Source organism: Paenibacillus sp. FSL L8-0158 (assembly GCF_038592965.1).
GTDB classification, from domain to species: domain Bacteria; phylum Bacillota; class Bacilli; order Paenibacillales; family Paenibacillaceae; genus Paenibacillus; species Paenibacillus polymyxa_D.
Genome location: NZ_CP151949.1, coordinates 2,222,359 through 2,239,375, shown reverse-complemented (window position 1 = coordinate 2,239,375; position 17,017 = coordinate 2,222,359). Strand labels below are relative to the sequence as shown.

Annotated in this window: 13 protein-coding genes; all 13 read right to left on the bottom strand. The window is 45.8% G+C overall.

From position 1 onward, the window contains the following. Positions 1–33: 33 nt before the first annotated feature. The 13 genes from NSQ68_RS10345 to NSQ68_RS10285 all read right to left on the bottom strand — a co-directional run bounded on the left by NSQ68_RS10345 (position 34) and on the right by NSQ68_RS10285 (position 16,913). Complete coding sequence (locus tag NSQ68_RS10345) at positions 34–1,038, bottom strand: polysaccharide deacetylase family protein (protein ID WP_307349884.1); 1,005 nt, start codon at positions 1,036–1,038, stop codon at positions 34–36. Positions 1,039–1,267: 229 nt separating this feature from the next. Beyond that, positions 1,268–3,370, bottom strand: a complete 2,103-nt coding sequence (gene pnp / locus NSQ68_RS10340) for a polyribonucleotide nucleotidyltransferase (protein WP_307349882.1) — start codon at positions 3,368–3,370, stop codon at positions 1,268–1,270. Between the two features lie 213 nt (positions 3,371–3,583). Beyond that, a complete protein-coding gene (rpsO, locus tag NSQ68_RS10335; RefSeq protein ID WP_007430074.1) occupies positions 3,584–3,853 on the bottom strand; it encodes a 30S ribosomal protein S15 in 270 nt (89 codons plus the stop codon). Between the two features lie 132 nt (positions 3,854–3,985). Next, on the bottom strand, positions 3,986–4,924 hold the full coding sequence (locus NSQ68_RS10330) for a bifunctional riboflavin kinase/FAD synthetase (RefSeq protein ID WP_342428767.1): 939 nt from the start codon (positions 4,922–4,924) through the stop codon (positions 3,986–3,988). Positions 4,925–5,093: 169 nt separating this feature from the next. Next, entirely contained in the window at positions 5,094–6,032 is a 939-nt protein-coding gene (gene truB, locus NSQ68_RS10325; RefSeq protein ID WP_342428766.1) for a tRNA pseudouridine(55) synthase TruB, read from the bottom strand. Further along, positions 6,029–7,006: a bifunctional oligoribonuclease/PAP phosphatase NrnA gene (locus NSQ68_RS10320; protein WP_342428765.1), complete on the bottom strand. Its 978-nt coding sequence runs from the start codon at positions 7,004–7,006 to the stop codon at positions 6,029–6,031. The genes truB and NSQ68_RS10320 overlap by 4 nt, the downstream gene beginning before the upstream one ends. Before the next feature lie 51 nt (positions 7,007–7,057). Further along, positions 7,058–7,408 (bottom strand): 30S ribosome-binding factor RbfA, encoded by a 351-nt coding sequence (rbfA, locus tag NSQ68_RS10315; RefSeq protein ID WP_010346342.1) that lies wholly within the window; start codon positions 7,406–7,408, stop codon positions 7,058–7,060. 20 nt (positions 7,409–7,428) lie between these two features. Next, positions 7,429–9,984, bottom strand: a complete 2,556-nt coding sequence (infB, locus tag NSQ68_RS10310) for a translation initiation factor IF-2 (protein WP_342428764.1) — start codon at positions 9,982–9,984, stop codon at positions 7,429–7,431. Further along, entirely contained in the window at positions 9,977–10,300 is a 324-nt protein-coding gene (locus NSQ68_RS10305) for a ribosomal L7Ae/L30e/S12e/Gadd45 family protein (protein ID WP_307349873.1), read from the bottom strand. The genes infB and NSQ68_RS10305 overlap by 8 nt, the downstream gene beginning before the upstream one ends. Then, entirely contained in the window at positions 10,293–10,601 is a 309-nt protein-coding gene (locus NSQ68_RS10300) for a YlxR family protein (RefSeq protein ID WP_007430067.1), read from the bottom strand. The genes NSQ68_RS10305 and NSQ68_RS10300 overlap by 8 nt, the downstream gene beginning before the upstream one ends. A 23-nt stretch (positions 10,602–10,624) precedes the next feature. Then, complete coding sequence (gene nusA, locus NSQ68_RS10295; RefSeq protein WP_013309927.1) at positions 10,625–11,722, bottom strand: transcription termination factor NusA; 1,098 nt, start codon at positions 11,720–11,722, stop codon at positions 10,625–10,627. A 101-nt stretch (positions 11,723–11,823) separates the two neighbouring features. Next, positions 11,824–12,285 (bottom strand): ribosome maturation factor RimP, encoded by a 462-nt coding sequence (gene rimP, locus NSQ68_RS10290; protein ID WP_014281118.1) that lies wholly within the window; start codon positions 12,283–12,285, stop codon positions 11,824–11,826. A gap of 311 nt (positions 12,286–12,596) precedes the next feature. Continuing rightward, entirely contained in the window at positions 12,597–16,913 is a 4,317-nt protein-coding gene (locus tag NSQ68_RS10285; protein ID WP_342428763.1) for a PolC-type DNA polymerase III, read from the bottom strand. Positions 16,914–17,017: the final 104 nt, after the last annotated feature.

Here is a 17,017-nt window from a genome sequence, read left to right as displayed (position 1 = left end):
CCATAATGTTCAATCCTAACAGAAAAAAGACGTTCACTCAACCGGAACAGGTAGTTGCCGATCAGGGGAAAGCGTCTGACTGACAGTTCCGAGCACAAGTCCCTTACTACGAATGGCATGGATCATGCCTTTGAGAGCAGCCGCTGAGGAATCTGTTGGGTGCATTAATATCAGGGACCCTGATTCAACCTTACTACTGATTTTGTTAATCACCGATTCCGGTGACGGATGTTTCCAATCTACTGTGTCCAATGTCCACAACACTGTTTTGAGCCCACTTTCTGCTGCTATATCCACCGTTTGCTGATTAAAATCACCCGAAGGAGGGGCAAACCAGTAATTTTTGATACCCAAAGTTTCTTGAAGAAGCACTTGAGTCTTTTCAATCTCTTGTGTGGCTCTGGCCCGACTCAGACGGCTCATATTCGGATGAGAGTAAGCATGATTCGAAAGCTCATGCCCTCTTTTTTGAATCTCCTTGGCGAGATCTGGATTTTTTTTCAACCAACTTCCATCAAGAAAAAATGTAGCCTTGATCTTTTCCTGATCCAGCGTGTTCAGTATCGGCAGGATAAATTCATTCCCCCATGCTACATTGATCATGAAGGAGACCATCGGCTTTTCGGGGTTTCCCCTGTATATTGGAACATTACCGAGCTGATTTAAATGTATTTTAGGTGCCAATTGCCGATATACATATTGAATAGGTCGATCCGGAGATGCAATCGCTTTGCGATAGGTAGCATCCAAATCCACCTCCAGCCCGTTATAGCCTGGAATAGCCTTCCATACCCTGTCGATCTTGGCATCAACTGGTTCCCGCCGCTGACGGGCTGCTTCTGTTCTTAGTCGCTGCATAAGCGCATTATCGGGTAAAGCCGCCATCGCCATCGTTGTTTCAGCTTTAGGCTCCCCAACTCCTGTAACGTCTCCATTGCGTAATTGATCGGCGAAGTCACGAACCCCGCTAAACTGTCCGATTACCAGTGTGATGGCTAAACTGGCTACCACCCACACTGCTCTTTTTGTCCTACTCATGATTCCTTCATCCTCCCGCCCGTTTGTCCACATTGTATGCGGAGAGGACAAGAACTATGACGCAGTAGCCTCTAGAAGCCCACTTTGGCGCAGCTTGTGTATATGTATGAAAAAAGAGCCAGAAACGTAGCTCTGCCTCTTTCCAAAAGCTTAAACAATGCTATTCAAATCCCTTGTACTGTTAATACGAAAAGCTAATCCTGCCTTTCTAGTCTGCAACATGCAGGTCCTAGGATTTTGCAGGTGCTTCTGCTGTGAGAACAGCCTTGCGGGACAGATTGACACGACCTTGTTGATCAATTTCGGTTACTTTCACCGTAATTGTATCCCCAATAGCAATTACATCTTCAACTTTGGCTACACGCTCAGTAGACAGTTGAGAAATATGAACCAGACCATCTTTACCTGGTAAAATTTCAACAAATGCACCGAATTTCTCAATCCGTTTTACTGTACCGATGTAAATCTCACCGACCACGACTTCCTTTACGATACCCTCAATAATGGAACGTGCTTTTTCATTCATCTCTTGATTTGTGGAAGCGATGAACACACGACCATCTTGTTCAATATCGATTTTCACGCCGGTTTCTTCGATGATTTTGTTGATGATTTTACCACCAGCTCCAATAACATCACGGATTTTGTCCGGGTTAATGTGCATCGTCATAATTTTTGGAGCATACGGAGACAACTGCTCACGTGGCTTCTGGATCGCTTCCATCATTTTGCTAAGAATGAACAAGCGTCCTTCTTTAGCTTGCTTGAGCGCATCCTGTAAAATCTGGCGGTCAATACCGTTAATTTTAATATCCATTTGAATGGCAGTTACGCCTTCCGCGGTACCAGCAACTTTAAAGTCCATATCGCCCAGGTGATCTTCCATACCTTGGATATCAGTCAATACGGAGACATGATCTCCATCCTTGATCAATCCCATCGCTACACCTGCAACCGGAGCTTTAATTGGTACACCTGCATCCATCATAGCCAGTGTACTTGCACAAATACTAGCTTGTGAAGTCGAACCATTCGATTCCAGTACCTCGGAAACCAGACGGATGGTGTATGGAAATTCAGTTTCGGAAGGAATTACTTTGGAAAGCGCACGTTCACCAAGAGCACCATGTCCGATTTCACGACGACCTGGCGCACGCAAAGGACGAGCCTCACCTACGCTGAATGGCGGGAAATTGTAATGATGCATGAAGCGTTTTGTTTCTTCCAAATCAATACCGTCCAAAATTTGTACATCACCCAAAGCACCAAGTGTACAAATGCTAAGTGCTTGCGTTTGACCGCGTGTAAATAAGCCTGAACCATGAGTACGCGGCAAAATATTAGTGTCACTTTCAATCGGACGAATTTCGTCAAGCTTACGACCATCAGGACGCACTTTATCATGCGTGATCAGACGACGTACTTCTTCCTTAACGATATCATAGAGAACTTCGCTCACGTCGCTCAAAAGCTCAGGTGTCTCTATGTATTGTGCTTCAAAATGGGCAACTGTCTCTTCGTTGACTGCATCAATCGCCTCTTGACGGGCATGTTTTTCTGCAATTTTAACAGCTTCCATTAAACGTTCAGCTGCATAAGCACGTACTTCACTGTTCACTTTTTCATCAACAGCATGCAGTTTAACCTGCATTTTCTCTTTACCTGCTACTTGCACCAATTGTTCAATGACTGCCACAATGTTCTTAATCTCATCATGACCGAACATAATTGCTTCCAGCATAACTTCCTCTGGAATCTCATTGCCTTCGGCTTCTACCATCATGATGGCATCTTTCGTTCCGGCTACAACCAGGTACATGTCGCTTGCATTCTGCTGTGCAATATCCGGGTTAATCACAAATTGTCCGTCTACACGTCCTACAGCGACTCCACCGATTGGCCCATTAAAAGGTACATCCGAAATGCTAAGTGCTGCCGAGGTTCCGATCATTGCTGCAATTTCAGGTTCGCAATCCTGATCGACACTCATAACCAGGTTCAACACCTGTACATCATTCCGGAAACCTTCCGGGAACAATGGGCGAATTGGACGGTCTGTCAAACGGCTGGACAAAATTGCTTTTTGACTCGGACGTCCTTCACGTTTAATAAATCCACCAGGAATTTTCCCCACAGCATACAATCTTTCCTCATAGTTTACGGTCAGGGGAAAAAAGTCCAAATCTTTCGGTTCACGAGAAGCGGTCACGGTACAAAGCACAACTGTTTCTCCGTAGCTCACTTTAACTGCCGCATTGGCTTGTTTCGCAAGACGTCCTGTTTCCAGCACCAGCTTTCTTCCGCCGAGCTGCATTTCTACGCGTTGCTCCATGGTATCCCTCCATTTCATTTCATTGTAAAAGTTCTATACATATTCAGTATTTCCTGCGCAGATCTTATTCATAAGAAGCTCGCAGGCAAATCGGATATGTAATTCAAAAAAAGATTCCTCATTTCAAAAAAGAACCCGGCTGCTGTCCGCCGTCGCCTTAGCAGGGACAAGCGGTGAACAACCAGGCTTCTTTTCTCATTACATGTCTGAAAATTAACGACGCAGTCCGAGACGCTCGATCAACGCACTGTAACGTTTAACATCAGTCTTCTTCAGGTAAGCCAAAAGTTTACGACGCTGACCGACCATTTTCAACAACCCGCGGCGGGAGTGATGGTCTTTCTTGTGCGAACGAAAGTGACTTTGCAAGTTGACGATGTTTTCAGTAAGGATAGCGATTTGTACCTCTGGTGATCCTGTATCGGATTCATGAGTTTTGTACTCCTCGATCAATTGCTGTTTACGCTCTTGAGTCAATGCCATCCTGTTCACCTCCTTCATTATAATCGCCATTAGCCTCGTAGCCGCCGGTGAAAGCGGACAACCAAGCTAAGGTTCATCGTTGTTTACACAACATAAGTCAGTATAACACAGCGCCTGTCTTATGTAAATAAATTAGCCTAACAGCTTTTTAGCCGTTTGTGCGTCATTGCCAATTTGGCTGATCAGCTCATCCACCGAAGAGAATTTGCGTTCAGGGCGGATGTAGTGGTGAAGCTCCACAAGCAAAGACTCCCCATAGATTTGCTGATTAAAATCAAATAAATGTACCTCAAATGACGGATTCAGCACACCTTCATGGAAAGTAGGTTTAACCCCTACATTCATCACACCGTTTATCCAACGATCACCTACTAGTGCCCGTACAGCGTATACACCCTTGATCGGAATCACGTAAGTATCATTCAGTTTGAGATTAGCGGTCGGAAAACCGATCGTACGTCCGCGCTTCTCTCCATCCATTACAGTACCCTGGATACGATAAGGACGTCCCAACCAGCGAGAGGCATGGGCTAGATCCCCGGTCTGTAAAGCACGGCGAATACCAGAACTGCTCACCTTGTCCCCATCCAGTTCGAATGGTGGTACGGTGTGCACAGACATCAGCTCTTTTCCCAGCTTCCGAAGTGTATCCTCATGCCCGGCTCCCCGGTGGCCAAACCGAAAATCAAAGCCTACTACCGCTGTTCGAATTTGCAATGGAAGCAGCACGTCACTCATAAACGCCTCAGGGCTGACTTTGGAAAATTCTTCGTTAAAACTCAAAATATAAAGTACATCCACACCCATATCAGCCAGAATAGTCTGCTTGTCCGCAAGCGGTGTTAAATAACCTTCATAATCGCCTTTTTTCATGACTTCCTTCGGATGAGGGTGAAATGTCATGACAGATACCGGCATTTGCTGTTCACGAGCCAACGCAACGGCCTCGCGTATCACGCTTGCGTGTCCAAGATGAAGACCATCAAACTGACCGATCGCCGTGACCTGTGGACGTCCCCATTGCTGCAAAAGCTCATCACTCAATGGATAAGATAACGATACGGTAATCATTATTAATTCACCTGCATTTCACATCATTTGACTAACTTCGTCAAAATTATAGCACAATTCAAGGTAAGAAAAACGCCTATTGACGTAATTCACGGAAGCCAGACCACACCTAACGGAAGTTTTTCTTGCGATTATAGAATTGTTCAGCTCCCCTGAAAATTTATAAATTCTATAATCTTAAAAAAACTTTAATGGGAGCGATCGCGTCTGATTCATCCCGACCAAATATGCCTAAAAACGTTTTATCCTCTTTATACAAACGGAAGGGTTGGTTGTCCGTCACAGGTGGTGAAATCATATTCAGCGACAGACGTTGGCCTTGCAGAGCCGCAGTTACCTTGGCTTCAGCCACTATATGCTCAGGCATATAGTCAATCGCCTGATCAGTTGTAATAAGTCGCTCTCCAAGACTGCCATCCGCTACGAAACGCTCTATCTCTTCGAAAGTCAGACAACGTTCCGCAGGAATTCCCGCAGACATGGTTCGCTCCAGCTTGACCATCGTAGAAGGATATCCTAATTCACGGCCAATATCAACACATAGTGTACGGATATAAGTACCTTTGGAGCATAAGGCACGAAAAGAAATATCCACATACGCCTCCGTCTCCGCGAATCCCGTCATCTCCAACTCATAAATGCTTACTTCACGGCTTTGGCGCTCAACAGTTTTGCCTTCTCGAGCCAGCTCGTATAGACGTTTGCCGTCCACTTTTAGCGCGGAGTACATTGGAGGCACTTGGGAGATCGTACCAACAAAATGCTTCAGAACCGCTTTGACTTCAACTTCCGTCACCTCTACTGGACGTTCACTTTCTTCCATAATTTTCCCAGTCAGGTCTTCGGTATCCGTGGCAATGCCTAATCGCAGTGTAGCCCGATATTCCTTGGGCCGCTCTTGCATGTATTCCACTACACGGGTGGCACGTCCCAGACACAAGGGCAAAACACCGGTTACTTGCGGATCAAGCGTTCCAGTGTGTCCGATTCGCTTCATACCTAATAAACGGCGAGCCTTGGCCACCACATCATGAGAGGTAAATCCAGCAGGTTTATAGACAGGTAGAACGCCTTCCCAAGTTGCCTGTTCCTTCTTCATCGAGTTCATAGCTCAGACTTCACCCGCCCTACAACTGTCTTAATGATATCTTCCAGTTTACCCTCTAGCCGACAGCCAGCCGCACGCACATGTCCACCGCCTCCAAATGATTGAGCCAGCGCAGCTACATCTACATTCCCTGCCGATCTCAAGCTGGCCTTGACCGCTTGATCATTAATAACCTTAAAGAAAATGCCTACCTCAACACCACGAATATTTCTTGGGTAATTCACGATGCCTTCCAAGTCCTCATTAACAGCGCCACATTCTGTCATATCGTCAGGTGATACAACGACCCAAGCGACTTTTCCATCCTCCGACATCGTGAGCGTTTGCAATGCTTTTGTCAGCACCTTCATTTGTGGAAAGGTCATCTCTTCGAGCAATTTCTCGGACAAAGATGGACCATCTACACCGTAAGCAAGTAGCTTTGACACCGTAGACATCACTTTCGGTGAAGTATTGGAGTAGCGGAAACCTCCTGTATCCGTCAGTAACCCTGTATATACAGCCGTTGCTACTTCGACGTCCCATGTTACTGCAAACTCTTCCAGTAGATCAAAAAGAATTTCCGCTGTTGCCGCAGCATCCGACTTAATCACATTAACTGTACCATAAGCATCATTTGTTGGATGATGATCAATATTCAGGATAATGGCATCTTCCGTAAAAAACTGCTCTGTCAAACCAACACGACGGTAATCCGCACAATCTACACAAATGATCTGGTTGTATTTCCGTTCTGGCGGTTGCTGGCTCATATCCATAATCTCATCGGCATGCCATAAAAAATCCATGCGCTTGGGAATAGGTCCCTCATTCAGCATGGTAAATTTCTTCCCCAGACATGAGAGAAGCCAGCCCACCGTTACGGTGGAGCTGACTGCGTCTCCGTCCGGCTGTACATGCGATACGATCAGGTAATCATCATGCTCCAGAATAAATTCCTTCGCTTGTTGAAGCGCCTGTTCATAGGTATGCATTGCCTTCTCCTTTACATTCAGTTCATGGTTCCTTCAGACAAACTAAAAGTTTTATTTTTCATCCTTGTCGATATCACTTAGCAGTTTTTCAATTCGACTGCCGTAAGCAATAGATTCGTCAATTTTGAAAATCAACTCAGGAATATGGCGTAGCCGTATCCGTTTGCCGAGTTCAGAACGAAGATAACCGTTCGCTTTGTCCAGTGCTTTCAGGGAAGAATTTTTTTGTTCTTCATCCCCGAGCACGCTCAAGTATATTTTCGCTTGGGACAAATCATTTGTAAGATCGACACCCGTTACCGTGATAAAACCGATGCGGGGGTCTTTTAATTCAGTTTGGATGAGTTGGCTTAGCTCCTTCTTGATCTGCTCGCCAACCCGACCTGTACGTATTTTAGCCATGGATGCTCACCTCTCTGCCGTTAGCGCTCCACTGTTTCCATGACGAACGCTTCAATAATGTCGAGTTCCTTAACATCATTATAGCCATCAAGGGTAATACCGCATTCGTAACCTTGGGCAACTTCTTTTGCGTCGTCCTTAAAGCGTTTCAGTGAGTCGATTTTACCTTCAAAAATGACGATGCCATCACGAATCAGGCGTGCTTCTGCTGAACGGGTAATTTTACCGGATGTCACCATACAACCAGCGATCGTACCGACTTTAGTAACTTTGAATACGTTACGTACTTCAGCATGCCCAATCACATTTTCTTTATATTCAGGATCCAGCATGCCCTTCATGGCTTGCTCTATTTCTTCAATGACATTGTAAATGACACGGTGTAGACGAATGTCCACTTTTTCAGCTTCCGCTGTAGATTTCGCCTGGTTATCCGGACGAACATTAAAACCGATGACAATAGCATTGGAAGCTGCTGCCAAAATAATATCGGATTCGGTGATTGCTCCTGCACCACTGTGAAGAATTTTAACGCGCACACCTTCGACTTCAATCTTGTTCAAGGAACCTTTCAACGCTTCGACGGAACCTTGCACGTCACCTTTAATAATGACGTTCAGATCCTTCATTTCGCCATCCTTGATGTGTTGGAACAGGTCATCCAGTGTTACGCGTGTATTACTGCCCAGATCAGATTGACGTTGTGTGATCGCACGTCTGTCAGCAATAGCGCGTGCTTTCCGCTCATCCTCAAACACCATGAATGGATCGCCAGCAAGTGGAACTTCTGTCAAACCAGTAATTTCAACTGGAGTGGAAGGACCTGCTTCCTTAAGACGACGACCTTTATCGTTGACCATGGCACGCACACGTCCGAAGCAGTTACCCGCTACGAAAGCATCGCCGACTTTCAGTGTACCATTCTGAACGAGGATACGGGCTACAGAACCGCGGCCTTTATCCAGTTCTGCCTCGATGATGGTACCACGTGCCCGTTTGTTCGGGTTTGCTTTGTACTCATTCACTTCAGCTACGAGTAGAATCATTTCGAGCAGGTCTTCCAGACCCATTCTTTGTTTCGCGGAAACGTTGACGAAAATCGTATCGCCGCCCCACTCTTCAGGTACCAATTCATATTCAGTGAGTTCTTGCTTCACTTTATCCGGGTTGGCATCCGGTTTGTCGATCTTGTTCACAGCTACGATAATTGGCAGACCTGCCGCCTTCGCATGGTTAATAGCTTCGACTGTCTGTGGCATAACACCGTCGTCAGCTGCAACCACGATAATCGTCATATCTGTCACTTGAGCACCACGTGCACGCATAGCAGTAAAGGCTTCGTGACCCGGTGTATCCAGGAAAGTGATTTTTTTGCTGTTAATTTCAACTTGGTATGCACCAATATGCTGTGTAATGCCGCCAGCTTCGCCACCGGTTACATTAGTCGAGCGAATGGCATCCAGCAAAGTTGTTTTACCATGATCGACGTGACCCATAATCGTTACAACTGGTGGACGTGTTTTCAGATCCGCAGGATCATCATTTTCTTCCACGGTTTCAAAACGATCTTCTTCGACCGGAATTTTCACTTCTACCTCGACACCAAAGTCTCCGGCAAGCAAGAGGATAGTATCCATATCCAGTTCCTGGTTAATGGTCGCCATCGTTCCGAGCATAATCAGCTTTTTGATGACTTCTGACGCATCTTTATGAAGAAGCTTAGCTGTTTCGCCTACGGTCATCTCACCACGCACAATAATTTTCTTAGGCGTGTTGTCGATTTTCTCGCGACGTTCCTGTTGTTGACCTTTACCACGATTGTTAAATTTCCCGCCACGATTGCTACCACCGCGATTATTGCCTCCACGACCACCGTTACCACCGCGTCCGCCGCCTTGACGGTTATCGTCAAAACGTCCTTGACCGGAACGGTTACCACCGTTGTTGGAGTTACTGCCTGTACGGTTGCCACCACTACGGTTCGCATTGTTACTACCTGTGGAGGATGATGTTCTTACAGCCGTACCACCCTGACTACTTCCCTGAGGGCGTGAGTTAGTGCTTTGGGTACCTTGAGGACGCGAACCTGTGTTGCCACCTGGACGCTGTTGTCCTCCCTGTTGTTGACTATTACTGCGGTTTTGTGTACTTTGCTGACCAGTAGGTCTGCTAGTACTTTGTTGACTGCGGTTTTGACCGCCCTGCTGACTGCTTTGCGCTTTTGGAGCGCTGCTTCGGTTACTGTTTTGGTTGTTGTTTGTCCTATTCATACTTACCTGCTTTTCCTGTTGATTTTTGGTTTGCTCAGTTGAATGATTACTATTCTGGCTTGAACCGGCCTGATTCGAGCTTACTTGCACCGTACCTGCTCCGCCTTGCTTGGCCGCAGCATTGGATTTAATATTCTTAAAAAAACTTTCCACTTTACCTACGGCATCATGTTCCATGACGCTCATATGGTTGTTCACGGGAATATCCAGCCGTTTAAGAATGGTGATAATTTCTTTGCTGCTCATGTTCAACGATTTGGCGTATTCGTATACCCGCACTTTGTCTTTGTTTTCTTGTTTACTCAATATACTCCACCTCCGACATTATCCCCGCATGTTTCTTGATCAATTTCGCGAATCCTTGATCCGTCACAGCCAGCACAACCCGTTCAGGTTTGCCGATACTGCTTCCCAAGCTTTCCCGGTCAAATCCTATCATTAAGGGGATTTTGTACGTCCCGCACTTGTCGCGGAATTTCTTTTGAGTATTCATTGAAGCATCTTTCGCAAGAATGACCAGCTTGGCTTCTGAAGACCTGATCGCTTTAAAAACGATCTCATCACCTGTTAGCAGCTTGCCAGCTCTCATGGCAAGACCCAATCCAGACAGCGCCTTATTCATCCTGCACGCTGCCTTGTGCCGCCAGGAATTCTTCCTCGACGGCAGCAAAATCACGACTTAGCTGCTCATAAATATCAGGATGAACCGAGTGCTTCAATGCTCGATCCAGTGCCTTGCTCTTTTGAGCCAGCTTGAAGCAGGCGGCTTTGCCGCACAAGTAAGCGCCGCGTCCCGACTTTTTGCCAGTCAAGTCAATCAACACTTCGTCTTCAGGGGTTTTGACGACACGGATCAACTGCTTCTTTGGCATCATTTCATGACAGGCCACACATTTGCGCAAAGGTATCTTTCTCTGTTTCATGCATTAACCCCCCTACACTCCGCTTAATCTACAGAAACGGAATCCTGATGCATTTCATCGGTGGATGTTCTCGGTCTGCCGAGTTCTTCCTCCGCCTGTGTTTCACTCTTAATATCAATTTTCCAGCCCGTAAGCTTAGCAGCAAGGCGAGCATTTTGTCCTTTGATACCAATAGCAAGAGAAAGCTGATAATCGGGCACAATAACACGCGCCATTTTCTCTTCTTCAAACACCTGCACTTCGAGTACCTTGGATGGACTCAGCGCATTAGCCACGTATTCATCAACATTATCGGAATAACGTACAATGTCGATTTTTTCGCCACGCAGCTCGTTCACAATGGTCTGTACACGTGTTCCTCTAGGACCCACACAAGAGCCGACCGGATCCACCTCGGCGTTACGGGAATGAACCGCGATTTTAGAACGGAAGCCTGCTTCACGCGCTACGGAACGAATCTCTACAACACCATCAAAAATTTCAGGCACTTCGAGTTCGAACAAACGCTTAAGCAGACCCGGATGTGATCGGGACAGCATAATTTGCGGTCCTTTGGTTGTGTTTTCTACTTTGGTAATATAAGCCTTAATTCGATCCAGATGGCTAAATTTCTCATTAGGCATCAATTCGCCTAACGGGAGAACCGCTTCCACCTTACCAAGATCAATATAAATGTTACGTGGGTCTTGGCGCTGTACAGTTCCTGTTACAATATCTTCTTCCTTGTCCACAAACTTGTTGTAGATCAGTCCCCGTTCCGCTTCGCGGATACGCTGGGTCACGACCTGCTTCGCAGTTTGTGCAGCAATCCGTCCAAAATCACGTGGTGTAACTTCAATTTCAGCGATATCTTCCAACTGAAAATGCGGGTTAATCTCACGAGCCGCAGGCAAGGAAATCTCGGTGCGAGGATCCAATACCTCCTCAACGATCAGCTTGCGGGCATATACCTTAATGACTCCCGAGTTGCGGTTCATATCAACACGCACGTTTTGTGCGGTGTTGAAATTCCGTTTGTAACTGGAAATCAAGGCTGCTTCAATGGCCTCAAACAGCACATCCTTGCTGATCCCCTTTTCTCTTTCCAACTCGTTCATTGCTTCAATAAAATCCATACTCATGGATTACTGCTCCCCCTTTCAAATGATGCACCTGCGTACTGGTCGGCACACGAGGCAAAAAAACATGTAGTACATGTCAAACAGCAACAGTCAAATCTGAATTAAAATATGATCGCGAGCCTTGCACCAGCTACCTTGTCATAAGGTATAGCATGCTTCTTTTGTCCGCTTTGAACAGTGAGTTCCCCATCTTCAAAAGAAAGCAAACGACCTTCGAATTCCTTCAGGCCGTTGATCGGCTCGTATGTAGTAACGAATACGTTTTTGCCTACCGCTTTAGTAACGTCCTCCGCTTTTTTGAGCGGTCTTTCGGCGCCTGGTGAAGACACTTCCAGAAAATACGCTGTAGAAACAGGGTCATTTTCATCCAACTTTTGACCCAGATATTCACTGATCATACTGCAGTCGTCCAGATCAATTCCTCCGTCTTTGTCTACAAAAACGCGAAGAAACCAATTGCTGCCCTCTTTGACATACTCGACATCGACCAGTTCAAAACCATGCTCATCGAGGTAAGGTTGGGCCATTTCTTCTACTACTGATTTGATCTTTGGTGTGCTCAAAGATTATAACCTCCAAAAGTGAACTTTCCTGTGGTGAAAAAAAGACGCCCTATTGCATGGACAATGCTTCTCCATCACCGGCATTTTCATTTTCATTTGATGTAATGTTCATTTCGGGCTCACTGCAAATAAACCGGCGTACCGGTTTCATGCCCAAAAACAACCTTTTCACGTTGTAACTGTATATCAAACAGTAAAGAGTGGGTTTCCCCACTCTTTTAGCAACGGTTTTATCTCCATGATTACCAAAAAAATTATAACATAACCGTAGTTATGTGACAAGTGCCAGAGCTTGACTACTGTGGTTCGGATTAAAACAGAGACAACTGATTACTCTCTGGCAAACCTCGAAAGCAACCCATCTGGGATAGCATTTCGACAATGGTTTTACTAGCCTTCGATTTTTGTTGAAAATCCTCGACAGACAAAAATTCACCCTGTTCACGGGAGGCTGCAATGTTACGTGCCGCGTTGTCTCCTATTCCCTGAAGAGCTCCGAATGGCGGAATGAGTGAATCTCCATCCACCTTGAAGCGTGTAGCTTCGGAACGGTACAAATCAATGGATTTAAAACTAAACCCACGAGCCGTCATTTCCAGAGCCATTTCCAGGATCGGAAGCATACCTTTTTCTTTGGGAGGTGCCTGAAAGCCGAGTTGCTCGATTTCGACAATTTTCCGTGCGATTGCATCATACCCCTGACAGCACAGCTCAATATCAAAATCGGCTGCACGTACTGAAAAGTAAGTCGCATAATATTCAATCGGATGATACAGCTTAAAGTACGCTGTGCGCACTGCTGAAATAACATAGGCTGCAGCATGCGCCTTCGGAAACATGTACTGGATTTTCAGACAAGAATCAATGTACCACTGTGGCACCTTGCATTTTTTCATTTCCTCAATCCATTCAGCACTAAGCCCCTTACCTTTACGTACGCTCTCCGTAATTTTAAAGGCCAGACCTGCGTCCATTCCTGCCTTGTAAATCAAAAACAGCATGATGTCATCACGGCAACCAATTACAGTCTTGATGTTGCAGGTATTATTCTTAATCAGTTCCTGTGCGTTCCCCAGCCATACGCCCGTGCCGTGAGACAGTCCGGATATTTGCAGTAAATCGGCAAAAGAACTTGGCTGCGACTCTACTAGCATTTGGCGTACAAACTTCGTCCCCATCTCTGGTACACCATAGGTTGCAACAGGCGTGCGGATTTGCTGGGGTGTTACACCGAGCGCCTCCGTGGAGTTGAACATGCTCATCACCTTAGGATCATTCATTGGAATGGTCGTAGGATCGACACCAGTCAAATCCTGAAGCATCCTCATCATGGTCGGATCATCATGACCCAGAATATCGAGTTTGAGTAGATTCGCATCAAAAGCGTGATAATCAAAATGCGTTGTTTTCCATTCCGAGCTTGTATCATCGGCGGGGTACTGAACTGGTGTAATATCCTCGACCTCAATATAATCGGGAACAACGACAATTCCGCCTGGATGTTGCCCGGTACTGCGTTTGACCCCTGTACAGCCCGAAGCCAGCCTGTTCAGCTCAGCCCCACGCCATTTTTTATGATGCGCCTCTTCATATTTCTTGGCAAAGCCAAAGGCTGTCTTCTCGGCAACGGTACCGATGGTTCCAGCACGGAATACACTTTTCTCACCAAACAGTACTTTCGTATAGTTATGTGCGACAGGCTGATATTCGCCAGAGAAGTTCAAGTCAATATCGGGAACTTTATCTCCCTTAAACCCAAGAAACGTTTCAAACGGAATATCCTGTCCCTCACCCTTCAGTTTGCCGCCGCAATTCGGACAATTTTTGTCCGGCAAGTCAAATCCGCTCGGCACACTGCCGTCCAAAATCCATTCGCTATGTCTGCATTCAGGATTACCGCAAATATAATGTGCAGGCAGTGGATTAACCTCGGAAATACCGAGGAAGGTAGCGACCACAGAAGATCCAACAGACCCCCGTGAACCTACCAGATATCCATCCTTATTAGACTTTTTAACCAAACGCTCGGAAATGAGATAGTTGGCAGAGAAACCGTATTTAATAATCGGCTCCAGTTCTTTTTCAAGACGGGCTACGACCACTTCGGGCAATTCCTCACCATAGATAGATTTAGCTGTCTCATAGCAAGTATTGCGGATTTCCTCGTCCGCCCCATCCAGCAAAGGTGTAAACAGCTTGTCAGGGAACAGCTCCAGCTCCTCAAATCGATCCGCCAACTCACTGGTATTCTTCACAACGACTTCATAGGCTTTCTCCTCGCCCAAAAACTCGAATTCTGCCAGCATTTCGTCTGTAGTGCGTAAATGCGCATCTGGCTTACGAATATCTTTTAGCGGACTAAATCCCGTAATGCCATGTATCGTAATATCACGGTACAACTTATCGCGAGTTTCCAAATAGTGGACATTGCCTGTGGCAATTACGGGTTTATCAAGTCGCCGTCCAATTTCGCATACTTTGCGTATTGCCGTTTTCAGAGCATCAGGCCCGCTTACCAGTTGTTTTTCTACTAAATGCATATACATCGTCAAAGGTTGAATCTCCAACACATCATAAAACTGTGCTATTTCCTCGGCTTCTTCCTCGGACTTGTTCAACACAGCCTCGAAGAACTCTCCTTTTTCGCAGCCAGAAATAATAAGCAGTCCGTCCCTCATTTCTGACAATTTTGATTTAGGAATGCAAGGCACACGCTTGAAATATTCGGTATGAGACATCGAAACCAGCTTGTACAGATTTTTTTTACCAATCGGATTGAGGGCATAAATACAACAGTGAAATGGGCGAACGGTGGATAAGTCCTTACCCACATAATCATTCAGACGATCGAGCATTTTTAAACCCTTAATTTGTTCCGCATCATTCAGCAAGCCATTCAGCACTTCAGTCAGTGCGACTGTATCGTCAATGGCTCGGTGATGGCTCTCTAGCGCCACTTTATATTTGGTCGTCAGCGTATTCAGACGATGGTTTTTCATTGTTGGAAACAGTAAACGAGCCAGTTCGAGCGTATCCAGTACCGGATTGGTCATTTCAGGCAAACCCATATTTCGAAGGGTGGCCTGGATAAAACCGACATCAAAACGCGCATTATGGGCAACCAATACAGCATCGCCAGCAAAAGCTACAAACTCCTTCATAACAGGTTCTACATCCGGCGCGTCCTTGACCATTTCATCGTTAATGTTGGTCAGTTGCTGGATATTGTAGGGTATGCGCTCATGCGGATTGACAAAGGTAGCATAACGATCAACTTCTTTGCCATCATGCATTTTCACAGCCGCAATCTCAATGATTTTATTCTGTGTAACCGATAAACCGGTGGTTTCAATATCAAAAACGACATAAGTCGCTGTTTTCAAATTTAATGGCTGTGCCTGCATTACAACCTCAACGGCATCATTAACCACATTGGCCTCAACACCGTAGATCATTTTAATGCCGTTTTTCTTTGCAGCCTTAGCAGCATCAGGGTAGCACTGCACTCCGCCATGATCGGTGACTGCAATCGCCTTGTGTCCCCATTTGGCGGCTGTTTTAACGTATTGATCAATCGAGGCAACAGCATCCATTGCGCTCATCTTTGTATGGAGATGGAACTCGACCCGTTTTTCCTCTGCATTATCCTTACGTGTGGGTGGAGCCTGTACTTCAACTAGATCAGAAGGAATCATAACCAGCTCGGGAATTTGCATAAAACGATCATATTCAACTCGACCTCGTACTTTGACCCATTTCCCGTTAGCCAGCAAACTGAGGATCTTCAGATCTTCTTTAGTTTTAGCAAACATTTTCATTTGCAGGGAATCACTAAAGTCGGTCAAATAATACGTAAACAACGTACTGCCATTGCGCAATTCTTTACTATCCAAACCGAAGATTGTTCCTTGTAAAGTGACTTTCTTCTCTTCGTCCTGAATATCTTGCATCGGAACAGCCGGTTCTTTGATGTCATAACCGAATTGAAGCCGTACGTCTCCTTCTTCTTCATCCAAAGGCGGCATTTCGGATTCCATACTTTCCATCATCTGCTGAATGACTTCGCGTTCTTCCTGCATTTTCTTCTCTTGGAATTGCTGTAGAGCCTCCTGGTTACTTTCACCCACCTGGACTTTAATGCGCATAGAAAGCCCGAAATATTTATCGTAAAATTTGATGATAGCTTGATCTATCTGCTTTTTACGCGCAAGTTCCAACGACATACTGTCGCTCATCGTTAGCAATAATAGACCGTCGTCCCACTCATGCACAGCCCGATTCATCCAACCGTTAACCGATGGGATCTCACGATGCACCCATTCTAGAAAAAGTTTCCAGTATTCACCGATGATATCACCAGGCTGAATCTGCTCACTGTACTGAAAACGGAACGTAATCTTTGCGATGTGACTCATTTTTTCCTGTACTTGAATACAGAACGTACGATACACCTGAGCGGGGACCAATGTCTCCTTGGCAATGGTGATATTCCAATCCTTATTGGTTCGGCTAATCTCCACTTGGTCAATCCAACCGTCCAAAAAATAAGGTTCAACCACTCCCGCCGGCATCCCAACTTGCTTCATCAGCAGTTCCAGCCGCTTTCTCTTTTCTTCAGCTCCGCCCATGGCTCTCCCCCCAATTTCAAATCTACCATTCTGAAAACATGAAAAGCTTCTGCGTCAAAAACATCTCCGACCGCAAAAGCTTTTCGTAGCCCTCTTCAATCCTC

Bases quoted from the DNA above. Each gene is read 5' to 3' on its own strand.
- NSQ68_RS10345 (WP_307349884.1), bottom strand. From the start codon at position 1,038: ATGAGTAGGACAAAAAGAGCAGTGTGGGTGGTAGCCAGTTTAGCCATC.
- pnp (WP_307349882.1), bottom strand. From the start codon at position 3,370: ATGGAGCAACGCGTAGAAATGCAGCTCGGCGGAAGAAAGCTGGTGCTG.
- rpsO (WP_007430074.1), bottom strand. From the start codon at position 3,853: ATGGCATTGACTCAAGAGCGTAAACAGCAATTGATCGAGGAGTACAAA.
- NSQ68_RS10330 (WP_342428767.1), bottom strand. From the start codon at position 4,924: ATGATTACCGTATCGTTATCTTATCCATTGAGTGATGAGCTTTTGCAG.
- truB (WP_342428766.1), bottom strand. From the start codon at position 6,032: ATGAACTCGATGAAGAAGGAACAGGCAACTTGGGAAGGCGTTCTACCT.
- NSQ68_RS10320 (WP_342428765.1), bottom strand. From the start codon at position 7,006: ATGCATACCTATGAACAGGCGCTTCAACAAGCGAAGGAATTTATTCTG.
- rbfA (WP_010346342.1), bottom strand. From the start codon at position 7,408: ATGGCTAAAATACGTACAGGTCGGGTTGGCGAGCAGATCAAGAAGGAG.
- NSQ68_RS10305 (WP_307349873.1), bottom strand. From the start codon at position 10,300: ATGAATAAGGCGCTGTCTGGATTGGGTCTTGCCATGAGAGCTGGCAAG.
- NSQ68_RS10300 (WP_007430067.1), bottom strand. From the start codon at position 10,601: ATGAAACAGAGAAAGATACCTTTGCGCAAATGTGTGGCCTGTCATGAA.
- nusA (WP_013309927.1), bottom strand. From the start codon at position 11,722: ATGAGTATGGATTTTATTGAAGCAATGAACGAGTTGGAAAGAGAAAAG.
- NSQ68_RS10285 (WP_342428763.1), bottom strand. From the start codon at position 16,913: ATGGGCGGAGCTGAAGAAAAGAGAAAGCGGCTGGAACTGCTGATGAAG.